The following is a 13,343-nucleotide window of genomic DNA, read 5'->3' on the forward strand; positions in this document are numbered from 1 at the left end:
GGCGGCCACCGTTCGTGCCGAAAGCGTGACCCGGAACTGTAGACGGCGCAGGGCGACGTACGGCACGATGGGCGACACTTATCACTCGTCATGGATGAAAAGTCGCGGGAGAAAGGGTGTGGTCCTGATGCCGAGACCGAGTCGAGGGTGGCGCGCGGGAGCCGTGGCCGGCACCGTCGTCCTGCTCCTGGCGGCCTGCAGCTCGGACGACGGCGACGGCGGCGGCAACGGTGGTGGTGGCGGCGGTGACCAGCCATACACGATCGGGCTCTCCAACGGCTTCGTCGGCAGCGAGTGGCGCACGCAGATGGTCGACGGCCTGGAGGCGGCGTTCGCCGAGTACGAGGAGGAGGGCATCGTCGACGAACTGGTCGTCGAGAGCGCCGACACCGACGTCAACGGCCAGATCCAGCAGATCCGCAACCTCATCAACCGCGGCGTCGACGCGATCATCGTCAACCCGAACTCCGAGACCGCGCTGGACGCCGTGTTCCGCGAGGCGACCGGCCAGGGCATCGAGGTGTTCGCGATCGACCAGGCGGTCACGTCCGAGGACGTCACGAACGTCGTCATCGACCAGGCCGAGTGGGCCCGCATCTCCGCCGAGTGGCTGGCCGCGCAGGTCGGCGAGGGCGGCAACGTCGTCGTGGTCAACGGCATCGCCGGGCACCCGGCCAACGAGATGCGCTGGGGCGCCGCCGAAGAGGTCTTCACGGCGGCCGGCGTCAACGTGCTCACCGTCGCCGACGGCAACTGGGACCAGGCCACCGGGCAGCAGGTCATGACCAACCTGCTGGCCACCTACCCCGACGTCGACGGCGTCTGGACGCAGGACGGCATGGCCGAGGGCGTGTTCCGCGCCGTCGACGCGGCCGGCCGGATCGGCCAGATCACCATCAGCGGCGAGGCCCGGGTCGGCTTCATGCGGCTGTGGAACGACGCCCGCGCGAACGGCTTCCAGAGCATCGGCGTGGTGAACCCGCCCGGCGGCGCCGTCTCCGCGCTGCACATGGCCGTCAACGTGCTCGACGGGCAGGAGTTCGCCTCCGGCAGCATCGACGGCAACACCGTCACCGTGCCGATCCCCTACACCGTCGACGAGACCACCTTCGACCAGTACTGGGGCGAGGCCGGCGGCGAGAGCGACGCGTACAGCCTGGACGGCTCGCTGACCCGCGACGAGGCCGCGGAATTCTTCGAGTGAGCCCCCCGCTGCTGGAGATGTCCGGCGTCCGCAAGCGCTACGGCGGCGTCCAGGCGCTCGACGGGGCCGGGCTGACGGCGGTGCGCGGCGAGGTGCACGCCCTGCTCGGCCCGAACGGCTCCGGCAAGAGCACGCTGGACAAGACGCTGGCCGGCACCGTCGTCCCGGACGCGGGCACGATCCGGATCGACGGCGCCGAGGCGTCCGTCGGCGGCCCGCGCGACGCGCACGCGCTCGGCGTCGCCGCCGTGTACCAGCAGCTCAGCGTCGTCGGCGACCTCACCGTGACGCAGAACATCGTGCTCGGGCTGGAACCGGCCCGCCGGTTCGGGTTCCTCGACCAGCGGGCCGCTCGCGACCGCGCCGGCGCCGCGCTGGAGCGGTTCGCCGCCGCGTTCGCCGGGCGGCTGCCACTGGACCGGCCGGCCGGCGCGCTGGGCCCGGGCGAGCAGCAGATCGTCGAGGTCGCCAAGGCGCTGGCCCGGCGGCCCCGGATCCTGGTGCTGGACGAGGCCACCGCGTCGCTGCACAAGGAGCAGGTCGACGTGCTGTTCGACGTGGTCCGCGAGCTGCGCGCCGACGGCGTCCTCGTCCTGTTCACGTCGCACCGGCTGGACGAGGTGTTCGCGCTGTGCGACCGCGCCACCGTCCTGCGCAACGGCCGCACCGTGGGCACCGTCGAGCTGGCCGCGACGGACGAGGACGAGCTGGTCCGGCTGATGGTCGGCGACGCGCCGCACCAGGCGCCGCGCACGCCGTCGGACGCCCCGGCCACGCCGTCCGTCGCGGCCCCTGGAACCTCCACGCTCGAGGTGCGCGGGCTCAGCGCCGACCGGCTGCGCGACGTCAGTTTCACCGTCCGCTCCGGCGAGGTGCTGGGCCTGGGCGGGCTGCAGGGCCAGGGCCAGTCCGAGCTGCTGCTCGCGCTGTTCGGCGGCGCGCGCGTGACCGCCGGCGAGGCGGTGCTGGACGGCCGGCCGCTACCTCGAAGCTCGCCGGCGAAGGCCGCCCGGGCCGGCGTCGCGCTGGTGCCCGGCGACCGCGGCCGCCAGGGCATGTTCGCCGTCCGGCCGATCCAGGAGAACCTGTCGCTGGCCAGCATGCGCCGGCGTGCCACCGGACGGCTCGCGCTGCGGGCCGCCGCCGAGCGCCGCGCCGCGACGTCGATGGTCGAGCGGCTGCGGATCAAGATCGGCTCGCTGGCCGACCCCGTCTCCACGCTCTCCGGCGGCAACCAGCAGAAGGTCGTCATCGGCAAGTGGCTGCTGGACCGGCCCCGCGTCGTCCTGCTCGACGACCCCACCAAGGGCGTCGACGTCGCGGCGAAGGAGGAGATCTACGCCATCATCCGCGGCCTGGCCGCCGACGGCGCCGTCGTCATCCTCAACTCCAGCGACAACCGCGAGCTGACCGAGCTCAGCGACCGCGTCCTCGTGCTGTTCGAGGGCGCCGTCGCGGAGGAACTGGGCGCCGACGCCATCTCGGAGCGCCGGCTGGTGTCCAGCGCGCTGCGGCTCGCGCCCGGGGAGAAGCTGTGACGGGCGTGCTCGACCGGGTGCGCGGCGTCCAGCTGTCCGGCCTGGCGACGGTCGCGATGCTGGTCGTCGCGGTCGCCGTCAACGCCTCCCTGCAGCCGAACTTCTGGGACAGCTACGCGCTGACCTCGAACTTCGCGACATTCGTGCCGCTGGTCGCGATCGCCGTCGGGCAGACCATCGTCGTGCTCAGCGGCGGCCTCGACCTCTCACTCGGCGCGCAGGTCACGCTGGCCAGCGTCGTCGCCGTCCGCATCGTCGACGGGTCGCTGGATCGCTACCCGCTGGCCGTCGCCGCCGCACTCGGCGTCGGGCTGGCCTGCGGCGCGCTGAACGGGCTGGTCGTGGCGCTGCTGCGGCTGCAGCCGATCGTCGCGACGTTCGCCACCAGCTTCGTGTACAGCGGGCTGGCGCTGGTCGTGCTGCCGACGCCGGGCGGGTCGGTGCCGTTCGAGGTCACGACCGCGTACCGCGACTCCGTGCTGGGCGTGCCGGTCGCGCTGCTGCTGATCGTCGCGCTGGCGCTGCTGTGGCTGGTGCTGCGCCGGCACCGGGTCATGCGGCACGTGTACGCGGTCGGCGGCGACGCGGACGCGGCGTACGCGTCACTGGTGCCGGTCGCGCGGACGCGGGTCTGGGCGTACGTGCTCGGCGGGCTGTTCGCGGCGCTGTCGGCGTTGGCGATCCTCGCCAACACCGGATCCGGCGATCCGTTCGTCGGCAACGAACTGACGCTGGCGTCGGTGGCCGCCGTGGTGATCGGCGGGACGGCGCTGGCGGGCGGCCGGGGCGGGGCGGGTGGGTCGGTGATCGGCGCGATCGTGCTGGCCCTCGTCGCGAACATCATCTTCTTCGCCGACGTGCCCACCGACTACCGGCAGCTGGTCAACGGCGCCGTGATCATCCTGGCGCTGGCCCTGGCCGGCATCCCCGCGCTGCAGAAGAGGAGGGCCGCATGAGCGCACCGCTGCTGGACACCCCGCGCGGCCGGCTCGCGGCCTGGCGGCCGGGCCCGGTCGCGCTGGCCGGCGCGGTCGCCGTCGCGCTGGTGATCGTCGGTGAGCTGGTCTCCCCCGGGTTCGCCGGGTACGGCCAGCTGGTCAACCTCATGCGGGTGGCGGCGTTCCTCGGCGTCATCGCGATCGGCCAGACCATCGTGATCATCGCCGGTGGCGGCGGCGTCGACCTCTCCGTCGGCAAGGTGGCGACGTTCTCGGCGATCATCGGGTCGCGGGTGATGGCCGGCGACGACGCGAACATCGTCCCGGCCGTGGCCCTGTCGCTGCTGGTCGCTGCCGCGATCGGGCTGGTCAACGGGCTGGGCGTCACGCTGCTGCGCATTCCGCCGTTCGTCATGACGCTCGGCATGATCGGCGTCGTGCAGGGCCTGATCCTCGCCTACACCGGCGGCCAGGCCGAGGGCCGCGCGGCGCCGGCGCTGACGTCCCTCGTCAACGGGCGGGTGATCTTCGACCTGCCCGGCCTGCTGTTCCTGTGGCTACTTCTCGGCCTGCTCGCCGTGTGGCTGCTGCGCCGCACCACGTTCGGCTGGAACCTGTTCGCCGTCGGCGCCAACCGCACCGCCGCCTCCCTGACCGGGGTGCGGGTGAACCGGACGCTGATCCTGGCGTACGTGCTGTCGGCGACGTTCGCCGGCCTGGCCGGCATCCTGCTGCTCGGGTACACCGAGTCGGTCTTCCTCGACCTCGCCGACCAGTACATGCTGCCGTCCGTCGCCGCCGTCGTCATCGGCGGGACGCTGCTGGCCGGCGGCATCGGCGGGTACGCGGGCACCGCCGTCGGCGCGATCGTGCTGACCGTCCTGCAGGGTCTGCTCACCACGCTGGACATCGGCGGCGCCTGGCGCACCGTCGTCAACGGCGTCGTCCTGCTCGTCCTACTGTCGCTCTACGGGCGGCAACGACGCCTTCGGAGTTAGGGGTCCTTTCACGATGGAGAACAGGCAACGGCTCGGGGTCGGCATCGTCGGCGCCGGATTCATGGCGAACTTCCACGTCACCTCGTGGACCGGCGTCCGCGACGCCGACGTCGTCGCCGTCCAGAGCCCGGGCGGCGAGAGCGCCCGCGAGCTGGCCGCCCGCTGCCGCGAGCTGGGCGTCGGCGATGCGACCGCCTACACCGACGTGCGTGAGCTGGTCCGCGACCCGCGGGTCGACGCCGTCTGGGTGACCGCGCCCAACCACGTCCGGCTGGAGGTCGTCGAGGCCATCGCCGACGAGGTCCGTTCCGGCCGCGCGTCCCTCGTCGGCATTGCCGTCGAGAAGCCGCTCGGCCGCACGCTGGCCGAGGCGCGCCGCGTCCACGAGCTCGTCGAGGGCGCCGGGCTGCTGCACGCCTACCTGGAGAACCAGGTGTACGCGCCCGCCGTCACCCGCGGCCACGAGCTGCTGTGGGCGCGCGGCGCCGCGCTCGCCGGGACGCCGTACCTCGCCCGCTGCGCCGAGGAGCACAGCGGCCCGCACTCGGCCTGGTTCTGGGACGGCACGCGGCAGGGCGGCGGCGTGCTCAGCGACATGATGTGCCACTCCATCGAGGCCGGCCGCTACCTGCTCACCCCGCCCGGCGCGGACGTCTCCGAGTGGCTGACGCCGGTGTCGGTCAGCGCGCAGATCGCCTCGCTCAAGTGGTCGCGCCCGCGGCACGCCGCCGAACTGGCCGACCGCTTCGGCGGCGCCGTCGACTACACCCGGCGCCCCGCCGAGGACTACGCCCACGCCACCATCCTCTTCCGCAACGGCGACGGCGACGACGCCATCGTCGAGGCCACCACTTCCTGGAGCTACGTCGGGCCCGGCCTGCGGCTGACGTTCGAGCTGCTCGGGCCCGAGTACTCGATGACGGCCAGCACGCTCAGCACCGAGGCGCAGCTGTTCCTCAGCCGCGAGCTGAGCTCCCCCGAGGGCGAGGACCTGGTCGAGAAGCAGGGCGCCGAGCAGGGCCTGCTGCCCATCGTCTCCGACGAGTCGCTCACCTACGGCTACACGACGGAGAACCGGGCGGTGGCCGCCGACTTCCTCGCCGGGCGACAGCCGCGGGAGAACCTCGCCCGCGGCGTCGAGGTCAGCGAGCTGATGATGGCCGCCTACCTGTCCGCCGAGACCGGCCAGACCGTCCACCTCCCCGCCGACCTCGACGAGTTCGTGCCACAGGTCGCGCAGGGAACGTGGAGGCCGGGTGTGTCTCCCGCGTCTCGGCCGTAGCGAACGCCGTCCAGCTGGATGCCTCACAAGGCCGAGCAAGGACGACTGACGAAAACGATCAGGTGACGGAACCGCCCGGCATTCGCGCGTTGTGTCACCTGATCATCTCCACGATGCGGACACAAAACGATCAGGTGACAAAGCCGCGGCCAATCTGAGCGATACGTCACCTGATCATCGGCAGCTGGCGCCGACACACGCAGCGAGGCGCCGCTCGTTGTGCGGCAGTGGGTCGTCCTCGACTCCCGGTGCCGTCTTCGATGGCGGGAGTCGTGTTCGAGGCGCGTTTCGGACGTTTCTCGCCATCGAAGACGGCCGCGGGCATCGAGGTGTACCCAGACTGCCCCCGTCCCCCTGATAGCTGCCCGTTCTTGGCCGCGGGACCGCGGGTCAAGTACGCCCTGTCGTCGCGAAGCGACCCCCTTGGGCGGACTTGAGGCGCGGTCACGCGGCTTAAGAGAATGGGCGCCAGGGGGACGGCCAACCTGCGGACCACGGCGAACGGCACGGAACCCGGCGCACGGTCGGCCACCCAGGCTGCGTAGCCACGATCAATCGGACGAGCGACATCTTGATCTCACTTGATTTCCGCGCAGCCAGCGCGCGATCCCACTGCATCGGCGCGCCTGCGGCGGGCAGCCGCCGGGCGCTGGTTGACTCTTCGCATGGCCACCTGGGACCCGCATGCGGCGCACCGTCTCGAGTCGATCGGCGCCGAGCTGCGCCGCAGCGGCCTGGTCGAGCTCGTCCATGAGGCGATCGTCGACGTGTGGCGGGCCAACCGGGCGCGGTACGAGCCGGACGAGCTCTTCGACGACTCCTTCACCCTCGGCGTCACCTCCACCAGGAACCTGGCGAATCGGGTCTTCGCGTACGTGCGCGACGACACCCGGTGGCGGGCGACGGGAGCACGCGCCGGCCGCGAGTACGGCACCACCGTCCTGCACACGAGCGGCGTGGAGCTCCGGCTGGTCAAGGCGCGGTCGACCGCGGGCCGCCACCCTGACTTCGTCGCCGACTTCGACTGGCGAGAAGGCGAGATGCGGCAGGCCGCGGCGGCGCGGAACCGCGCGGCCTACGGACCCGCGCCCCGCGACCCGTTCATCGCGCCGCTGTTCGACGTCGACCAGCCGGACGCGGCGACGGCCGTCCTGGGCTGCCGCGACGTGTTCCTCGCCTGGGGCGCCGACCTCCCGTCGGGGCTCACCGCGGGCTGGCTGGGCCTGCCGACGACGACGGCCGACCGCTGGCTCGCGGTGACGGAGTTGTGGTGGGACGAGGCGGCCGAGGCCGAGCAGTCCGGCAGCGGCGACCGGCTCACGGCCGGCGACCTGGCGGCCTTCGGGGACCGGCCCACGCCGGTGCCGGCCATCACGCTCAAGCCCGGGGTCGGGGCGGGTCGGACGGCGTGACCTCCGAGCCCACGCTGCGCGCACGCCGGCGCCGGGCGAGTGGCACGGTCGTGGACTTCGACGGCCGGCGGCTTGCGCTCGCCCGCCGTTTGCAGCGACTGCTGCGCAGCGCGCTCGCGGACCGGACCAGCGTGAGCGCGGCCGCCATCACCCAGTTCGAGCGCGGGACGGCGCGTCCCACCAACGCGGTCGTCGCCGAGCTCGCCCTCGCGCTGGGGATGCCGGTGGACTTCTTCCGGCAGGGCCGCTCCGTCGAGCCCGTCCCCGCCAGCGCGGCGCACTTCCGCTCGCTGCGCGCCACCCCGGCGATCTCCCGCGAGCAGGCCCTCGCGTTCGCCGAGATCTCCCTCGTCGTGGTCGACCTCGTCGAGCAGTACGTCGACCTGCCGGCGGTCCCGCCGCTCGCCGAGCCGGTCGACGCCGAGCCCGAGCCCGGGCACCTCCCCCGGCTGGCCGCCGAAACCCGCACGCGGCTGGGCGTCGGCCCGGGACCGATTCCGCACATGGTCCGGCTGCTCGAAGCGCACGGCATCGTCGTCCTCCGGCTGCCGCGGGAGGTCGACCACCGGGTCGACGCGTTCTCCACCGAGGCCGGCCACCGGCCGCTCGTCCTGCTGTCGCCCGCCAAGGACGACCGCGCCCGGAGCCGCTTCGACGCCGCACACGAGCTCGCGCACCTCGTCATGCACCAGGACGTCGACCCCGGATCGAAGATCGTCGAACGGCAGGCCGACACCTTCGCCTCCGAGTTCCTCGCACCGTCGGAGGAGCTGGAACCGGACCTCCCCCGCAAGGTCGACTGGGACGCGCTGGCCCAGGCCAAGACGACCTGGGGCATCAGCCTCGCGGCGCTCGTCTACCGGGCGCACCGGCTCGGGCTCTGGAGCGAGCATGCCTACCGCCGGGCGAACCAGCACCTCGCCGCCCTGGGCTACCCGGAACCCAGCCCGCTCGGCCCGCCCGAGTCGCCCTACCTGCTCGGCGCCGCGATGGAGCTGCTGGACCGGGCCGGTACGTCCGCCGGCGACCTCGCCTCGGCCAGCCGGCTCCCGGTGCGGCAGATCGAGGAGATCGTCGCCGCCGGCAGCGAGACCAGGCCCCGGGTGACGCTGCCCGCCGACGTCTGAGCGCTCAGGGGCGGTGGCCGAACGACGGCATGGCGGTGCTGCCGTCGGCGTAGTACTGCAGCTCGGTGACCGAGCCCGGCGACGGCAGCAGCCGGAACAGCGACTCAGGCGGCGCGCCCAGTGCCAGCCGGGTGACGGTGCGCATCGGGATGGAGTGCGTGACGACGACGACCGGCCGGCCCGGGTAGGCGGCCAGTAGGGCGTCGCGGGCGGCGCCGACCCGCAGGGTGACGTCGTCGAGGGACTCGCCGCCCGGCGGCGGCACCGCCGTCGCGCCGAACCACGTCGCCAGCGCGTCCGGGTGCCGTTCGCCGATCTCGGCCAGCGTCAGGCCCTCCCACTCACCGAAGTCGGCCTCGCGCCACTCGCCGTCGGCCACCGGGTCGAGGCCGAGCCGCCGGCCGATGACGTCGGCGGTCTCGCGGGTGCGCACCATCGGCGAGCTGACGACGGCGACGGCGTCGCTGCCGCTGAGCAGCTCGGCCGCGCGGGCCGCCTGCTCGCGGCCGGTGTCGTCGAGGCTGGGGCCGGGCACGCCGCCGCCGCTGAACCGGCGGGCCGCCGTCAGTGCCGTCTGGCCGTGCCGCACGACGTACAGGGTGGTGGGCGGCCCGAGGTCGGGGCTCCACGCGGTCAGCTTGACGGCGGGCGCGGAGCCTGCCACCGGCTTGCCGTCGAGGGCCAGGTTCACCAGGCGGTCGGCGTGCGCGTTCTCGGCCCGCGGCACCCAGGTGTAGGTGACCCGGCCGGGCGGGAAGACGGCGCCGGCCTCGGCGGCCAGCGCCCGCAGGTCGGCGTTCTTGATCTGCCAGCGGCCGGACAGCTGCTCGACGACGAGCTTGGAGTCGAGCCGGGCGGCCACCACGGCGTCGGGGTCGATGCCGTGGGCCGCGCGCAGGCCGGCCAGCAGCCCGCGGTACTCGGCGACGTTGTTCGTGGCGATGCCGATGGTCTCGGCCACCTCCACCAGCACCGCACCGGTGCCGGCGTCGCGGACGACGGCGCCGTAGGCGGCGGGCCCCGGGTTGCCCCGCGACCCGCCGTCGGCCTCGACGATGAGCTGCCGCGTCACAGCCCCGACTCGGGCATGCGGACCAGGATGCGCCGGCACTCCTCGTGCCGGACCACGACGTCGGGGGCGAGCCCGCGGATGCGGCCCAGCTCGGCGGCGTCGAGCTGGATCATGCAGCCCTCGCAGCGACGCTGGCGCAGCGCGGCCGCGCCGATGCCGCCGCGGTCGGCGCGGATCTTCTCGTACAGCGTCAGGAGGTCGTCGGTGATGCCGGCGGCCAGCTTCTGACGCTCGTCCCGCCCGGCGGCGGCGTCGGCGTCGAGCTGCGCCCACGCGGCGTCGCGGGCGGCCTGGACCTCCTGAGCCTTCTTACCGACGCTCTCGCGCTCGGCGGCCAGCGCGGCCGCCTCGTTCTGCGCCACCTCGAGCCGCTCCATGATCTCGATCTCGGCGTCCTCGAGCACGCCCTGGCGGCGGTTGAGCGAGGCGATCTCGCTCTGCAGGCTCTCGAGCTCCTTCGCCGACGACACCTGGCCGGCGTCGAGCCGCTTCTGGTCGCGGTCCTTGCGCGAGCGGACCTGCTCGACCTCGGCGTCGGCGCGCTTCTGCTCGCGCTCGAGGTCGGTGACGGCGGTGGCGGCGACGACCTCGGCGTCGCGCAGCCGGCTGTGCTCGGCGGCAAGGGTCTCGAGCTCGGCGGCCTCGGGCAGCGTCCTGCGGCGGTGCGCCAGCTGGTCGAGCCGCTGGTCGACCGCCTGGACGTCGAGCAGTCGCAACTGGACGGCGGGGTCAGCGTTCAGCGTGAGCTCCTTCGTCGGCGCCGGATTCCCGGGCGATTCGATGCAGTGTCCAGGGATCGGTCGGAGTGGTCGAGACGCGAGTCTCCACCGTAGCGCCTGCGCCCGACAACTCTGCCGTCAGCAGCGCCGCGGCGTCGGGCAGCCACGGCCACTCGCTGGCCCAGTGCGCGACGTCGACCAGGGCCGGACCACCGGCCTCCCCCGCCTCCGACGACGGGTGGTGGCGCAGGTCCGCCGTCACGTACGCGTCGACCCCCGTGGCGCGGACGGCGCCGAGCAGGGAGTCGCCCGCCCCGCCGCACACCGCGACCGTCGCGACGACGGCGTCGGGGTCGCCCATGGCGCGCACCCCCGCCGCCGTGGCCGGGAGCGCCGCGGCGACCCGTCGCACGAACGCGGCCAGCGGCTCCGGCCGGGGCATCCGGCCGACCCGGCCCAGGCCCCGCACGGGGTCACCGTCGTCGGCGGGCACCAGTGGGCGGGTGTCGTGCAGGCCGAGCGCCGCCGCGAGGGCGTCGTTCACGCCCGGGGCCGCGCGGTCGGCGTTGGTGTGCGCGGTGTGCAGGGCGACGCCGCCGGTGATCAGCCGGTGCACCAGCCGCCCCTTCGGCGTCGTGGCCGGCACGCCGTGCACCGGGCGCAGGAACAGCGGATGGTGCGTGACGACGAGGTCGGCCCGCCACTCCAGCGCCTCGTCGACGACGGCGGCGACGGGGTCGACGGCGAACAAGACGCGCCGCACCTGTGCGTCGGGGTCGCCGCACACCAGCCCGACCGCGTCCCAGGACTCGGCGAGCTCCGGCGGATACAGCCGTTCGAGGGCGGCGACGACAGCGGCGAGACGGACCACGGACCCGACCCTACCGATCGCCGCGGGAGCGCCGTCGAAGCGGACCCGTTCTCCGGTTGACGTCGCCACGACCCCGATGTGACGCTCTCTCCCAAGGGGGCACGGCACGCACGAGGAGGCTCGTCCCATCAGCACCCGACACCCTGCCGACGGCCACCACTGGTGCGTCGAGCACGACCCCAGCGGCGCGTGCCTCGGCGGTCTCCACGAGCTCCCGGGCGGGGGCGCCGCCTGGCTCGAGAGCGCCCGCCGCGACGACCCCGCTGGCGTGGGCGACGCGGGCGTCGTGGTGGCGCTGGCCCGCACCCACCCCGGCCGGCCGCCACGGTTCACGGCCGCCGAGGCGCGCGAACTGGCCGCCACGCTGACGACGCTCGCCGACGCGTTGGACCCGTTGTCCACCTGACTCGAACGTCCGTTTGACAACCCCCTCCCACCACCACCTAAGATCATTCCCATAGCACCCCACCCCTCTCCAGAGGGCTGGTAGGGCTATCGAGCACGAGGCGCGGCATCCAGGCCGGACAGTCTCGTACCGGCCGCTCAGAGTGGGACGGCACGGCGACCAACACGCATCTTCAGGCCGACCCCTGCCCAACGGGGTCCGGCTGCTGGGCGGCGCCGTCCCCATCCGCATGGCCACGACGGTTCCCCCCGGCCCCCGTCAGCTTCCGAGCGACTCCATGGGAGGAACCGTGGCCACCACACCAGCCGCGGACCGTCGCGACGTCATCGTGCGGTCCGCCTTCATCAGCGACGAGGTCGGCGAGATCGTCGCCTGGCGCGACTCCGAGGGCCCGACCATCGACATCCACCTCGAGCCCGAAGACTCCGGCCAGCGCGCCGACGTCTCCCTCACCCCGTCCGAGGCCCGTGACCTCGCCCGGCAACTGCGCGAGGTCGCCGACACCGCGCAGCGGGCCGGCTGGACCCCGGCGGTGCTCGCCGACGCCCGCGAACGCTACCTGCCCGGGCTGTCCGACGAGCAGATCATGCAACGCCTCGACGCCCTCACCGAACGCCTCGGCGGGCTCGTGCTCGGCTTCCGCGGCAAGCTCGACTGGCGCGCCGGCCGCATCCTCGTCGCCGAGACCGGCAACCAGCTGCTCGACCGCGCCGCCGGCGCCGTCGACACCGCCGAGCAGCACCTGTCCGGCTACCAGCAGGCCCTCGACCAGCTCAGCACCGTCAAGGCCGAACTCGACCACGTCCGCCACTTCTTCACCCACGAGAGCGAGCTCCCGCGATGACCACCACCACACCCCCGCAGGAATGCGCCCTCAAATGGTGCAACGAAGCCGGCGAACACCGCACCCACCGCCAGTACGTCCTGTCCCTGATCGCCTGGCACCGCACCTGGCTCGTCGGCATCAACGTCGTCCAAACCGACGACGGGCCCCTGCACGTCGAGCTGACCGCCACCACCCGCTGGTCCGCGCCGGCCACGGTCACGCTGCAGCCCGACGAGGCCGAGGCGGTCGGGCAGGCCCTCATCGAGGCCGCCACCCGCGCCACCCGGTAGGCCTCGGCGTCCGGGCCGCCGCTCCGTCCGCGGGGCGGCGGCCCGCGGACGGCGGACCGGTCAGCCACAGGCACACGCGCGGGCGGCGGGCTGGGAACCCGTCCCCGGGCGGCGGGCCAGTCACCCCGGGCGGCAGGCTGGGCAACCGTCCCGCGGGCGGCGGACGGTCAGCCACACCCCGGCTACGTGCTGTCGACGGTGAAACGGCTGGCCTACCGGCACTCCAGCGCCCGCGGCCGCATCGTCGCCGTCCAGGACCCGGCGGCGTGGGACGCGCTGCTCGGCCGACCCGGCGACGGCTCCGGCGACATGCCGGGCGACGGTCCGGCGACAGGTCCGGCAACGGGCCCGGCGACGGGTCCGGCGACGTGAGCCGGGCGGCGACGGCGCTGGCCAGCCTGCCCGCCCGCTGGCGCCACGTCCTCTGGCTCGTCGACGTCGAGCGCTACTCGCCGTCCGAGCTGGGTTCGCGGCTCTCGATGACCCCCAACGCCGTCTCCAGCCTGGCGGCGCGGGCCCGCAAGGCGCTGCGGGCCGCCTACCACGCCGCCCCCACCGTCGACGCCTGACCGCAAGACGGCCCGGCCCCGCCCCCGCCCCGCCGCTTCGTCACCTGATCCACCTCTGGAAAACGATCAGGTGACCAAACCGCGTCCACGA

General features: G+C 73.8%; 15 protein-coding genes. 12 read left to right on the top strand and 3 right to left on the bottom strand.

Annotated elements, in window-relative coordinates; all coding sequences use genetic code 11:
- Window positions 1-127: 127 nt before the first annotated feature.
- From ACW62_RS21025 to ACW62_RS21055, 7 genes are all read left to right on the top strand, one after another.
- On the top strand, window positions 128-1,204 hold the full coding sequence (locus ACW62_RS21025; RefSeq protein ID WP_053206149.1) for a substrate-binding domain-containing protein: 1,077 nt from the start codon (window positions 128-130) through the stop codon (window positions 1,202-1,204).
- Window positions 1,201-2,742, top strand: coding sequence for a sugar ABC transporter ATP-binding protein (locus ACW62_RS21030; RefSeq protein WP_053206074.1), 1,542 nt, complete (start codon window positions 1,201-1,203; stop codon window positions 2,740-2,742). The genes ACW62_RS21025 and ACW62_RS21030 overlap by 4 nt, the downstream gene beginning before the upstream one ends.
- Complete coding sequence (locus ACW62_RS21035) at window positions 2,739-3,698, top strand: ABC transporter permease (RefSeq protein ID WP_205629504.1); 960 nt, start codon at window positions 2,739-2,741, stop codon at window positions 3,696-3,698. Before ACW62_RS21030 ends, ACW62_RS21035 begins: the two co-directional genes overlap by 4 nt.
- Entirely contained in the window at window positions 3,695-4,678 is a 984-nt protein-coding gene (locus tag ACW62_RS21040; protein ID WP_053206075.1) for an ABC transporter permease, read from the top strand. Before ACW62_RS21035 ends, ACW62_RS21040 begins: the two co-directional genes overlap by 4 nt.
- A gap of 13 nt (window positions 4,679-4,691) precedes the next feature.
- Complete coding sequence (locus ACW62_RS21045; protein WP_053206076.1) at window positions 4,692-5,960, top strand: Gfo/Idh/MocA family protein; 1,269 nt, start codon at window positions 4,692-4,694, stop codon at window positions 5,958-5,960.
- Between the two features lie 665 nt (window positions 5,961-6,625).
- Window positions 6,626-7,372, top strand: coding sequence for a hypothetical protein (locus ACW62_RS21050; RefSeq protein ID WP_053206077.1), 747 nt, complete (start codon window positions 6,626-6,628; stop codon window positions 7,370-7,372).
- On the top strand, window positions 7,369-8,499 hold the full coding sequence (locus tag ACW62_RS21055; protein ID WP_053206078.1) for a helix-turn-helix domain-containing protein: 1,131 nt from the start codon (window positions 7,369-7,371) through the stop codon (window positions 8,497-8,499). Before ACW62_RS21050 ends, ACW62_RS21055 begins: the two co-directional genes overlap by 4 nt.
- Before the next feature lie 4 nt (window positions 8,500-8,503).
- Here the strand turns inward: ACW62_RS21055 and ACW62_RS21060 are convergent, their stop codons facing one another.
- From ACW62_RS21060 to ACW62_RS21070, 3 genes are read right to left on the bottom strand one after another with little or no spacing between them, the layout of a single operon-like run.
- On the bottom strand, window positions 8,504-9,571 hold the full coding sequence (locus ACW62_RS21060) for a histidine phosphatase family protein (RefSeq protein WP_053206079.1): 1,068 nt from the start codon (window positions 9,569-9,571) through the stop codon (window positions 8,504-8,506).
- Complete coding sequence (locus tag ACW62_RS21065; protein WP_240477364.1) at window positions 9,568-10,287, bottom strand: zinc ribbon domain-containing protein; 720 nt, start codon at window positions 10,285-10,287, stop codon at window positions 9,568-9,570. The genes ACW62_RS21060 and ACW62_RS21065 overlap by 4 nt, the downstream gene beginning before the upstream one ends.
- Before the next feature lie 13 nt (window positions 10,288-10,300).
- The gene (locus tag ACW62_RS21070) at window positions 10,301-11,161 is read right to left on the bottom strand and encodes a Nif3-like dinuclear metal center hexameric protein (protein ID WP_053206081.1); all 861 of its coding nucleotides are present in this window, start codon (window positions 11,159-11,161) and stop codon (window positions 10,301-10,303) included.
- A 268-nt stretch (window positions 11,162-11,429) separates the two neighbouring features.
- Here ACW62_RS21070 and ACW62_RS34225 point away from each other — a divergent pair, with 268 nt between their 5' ends.
- From ACW62_RS34225 to ACW62_RS34235, 5 genes are all read left to right on the top strand, one after another.
- Entirely contained in the window at window positions 11,430-11,567 is a 138-nt protein-coding gene (locus ACW62_RS34225; protein WP_157574889.1) for a hypothetical protein, read from the top strand.
- 289 nt (window positions 11,568-11,856) lie between these two features.
- A complete protein-coding gene (locus ACW62_RS21075) occupies window positions 11,857-12,411 on the top strand; it encodes a hypothetical protein (protein WP_053206082.1) in 555 nt (184 codons plus the stop codon).
- Window positions 12,408-12,683 carry a hypothetical protein gene (locus ACW62_RS34230; RefSeq protein WP_053206083.1) on the top strand — a complete coding sequence of 92 codons (276 nt, stop codon included), beginning with the start codon at window positions 12,408-12,410 and terminating at the stop codon, window positions 12,681-12,683. Before ACW62_RS21075 ends, ACW62_RS34230 begins: the two co-directional genes overlap by 4 nt.
- A 186-nt stretch (window positions 12,684-12,869) precedes the next feature.
- A complete protein-coding gene (locus tag ACW62_RS34835; protein WP_053206084.1) occupies window positions 12,870-13,055 on the top strand; it encodes a hypothetical protein in 186 nt (61 codons plus the stop codon).
- Window positions 13,052-13,252 carry a sigma factor-like helix-turn-helix DNA-binding protein gene (locus ACW62_RS34235; RefSeq protein ID WP_053206085.1) on the top strand — a complete coding sequence of 67 codons (201 nt, stop codon included), beginning with the start codon at window positions 13,052-13,054 and terminating at the stop codon, window positions 13,250-13,252. Before ACW62_RS34835 ends, ACW62_RS34235 begins: the two co-directional genes overlap by 4 nt.
- The last annotated feature ends 91 nt before the right edge of the window (window positions 13,253-13,343 follow it).

The organism is Jiangella muralis (assembly GCF_001270745.1).
In the GTDB taxonomy this organism is placed as follows: domain Bacteria; phylum Actinomycetota; class Actinomycetes; order Jiangellales; family Jiangellaceae; genus Jiangella; species Jiangella muralis.

Coding starts and splice junctions, on each gene's coding strand:
- ACW62_RS21045 (WP_053206076.1), top strand. CDS start 4,692: ATGGAGAACAGGCAACGGCTCGGGGTCGGCATCGTCGGCGCCGGATTC.
- ACW62_RS21040 (WP_053206075.1), top strand. CDS start 3,695: ATGAGCGCACCGCTGCTGGACACCCCGCGCGGCCGGCTCGCGGCCTGG.
- ACW62_RS34230 (WP_053206083.1), top strand. CDS start 12,408: ATGACCACCACCACACCCCCGCAGGAATGCGCCCTCAAATGGTGCAAC.
- ACW62_RS21025 (WP_053206149.1), top strand. CDS start 128: ATGCCGAGACCGAGTCGAGGGTGGCGCGCGGGAGCCGTGGCCGGCACC.
- ACW62_RS21050 (WP_053206077.1), top strand. CDS start 6,626: ATGGCCACCTGGGACCCGCATGCGGCGCACCGTCTCGAGTCGATCGGC.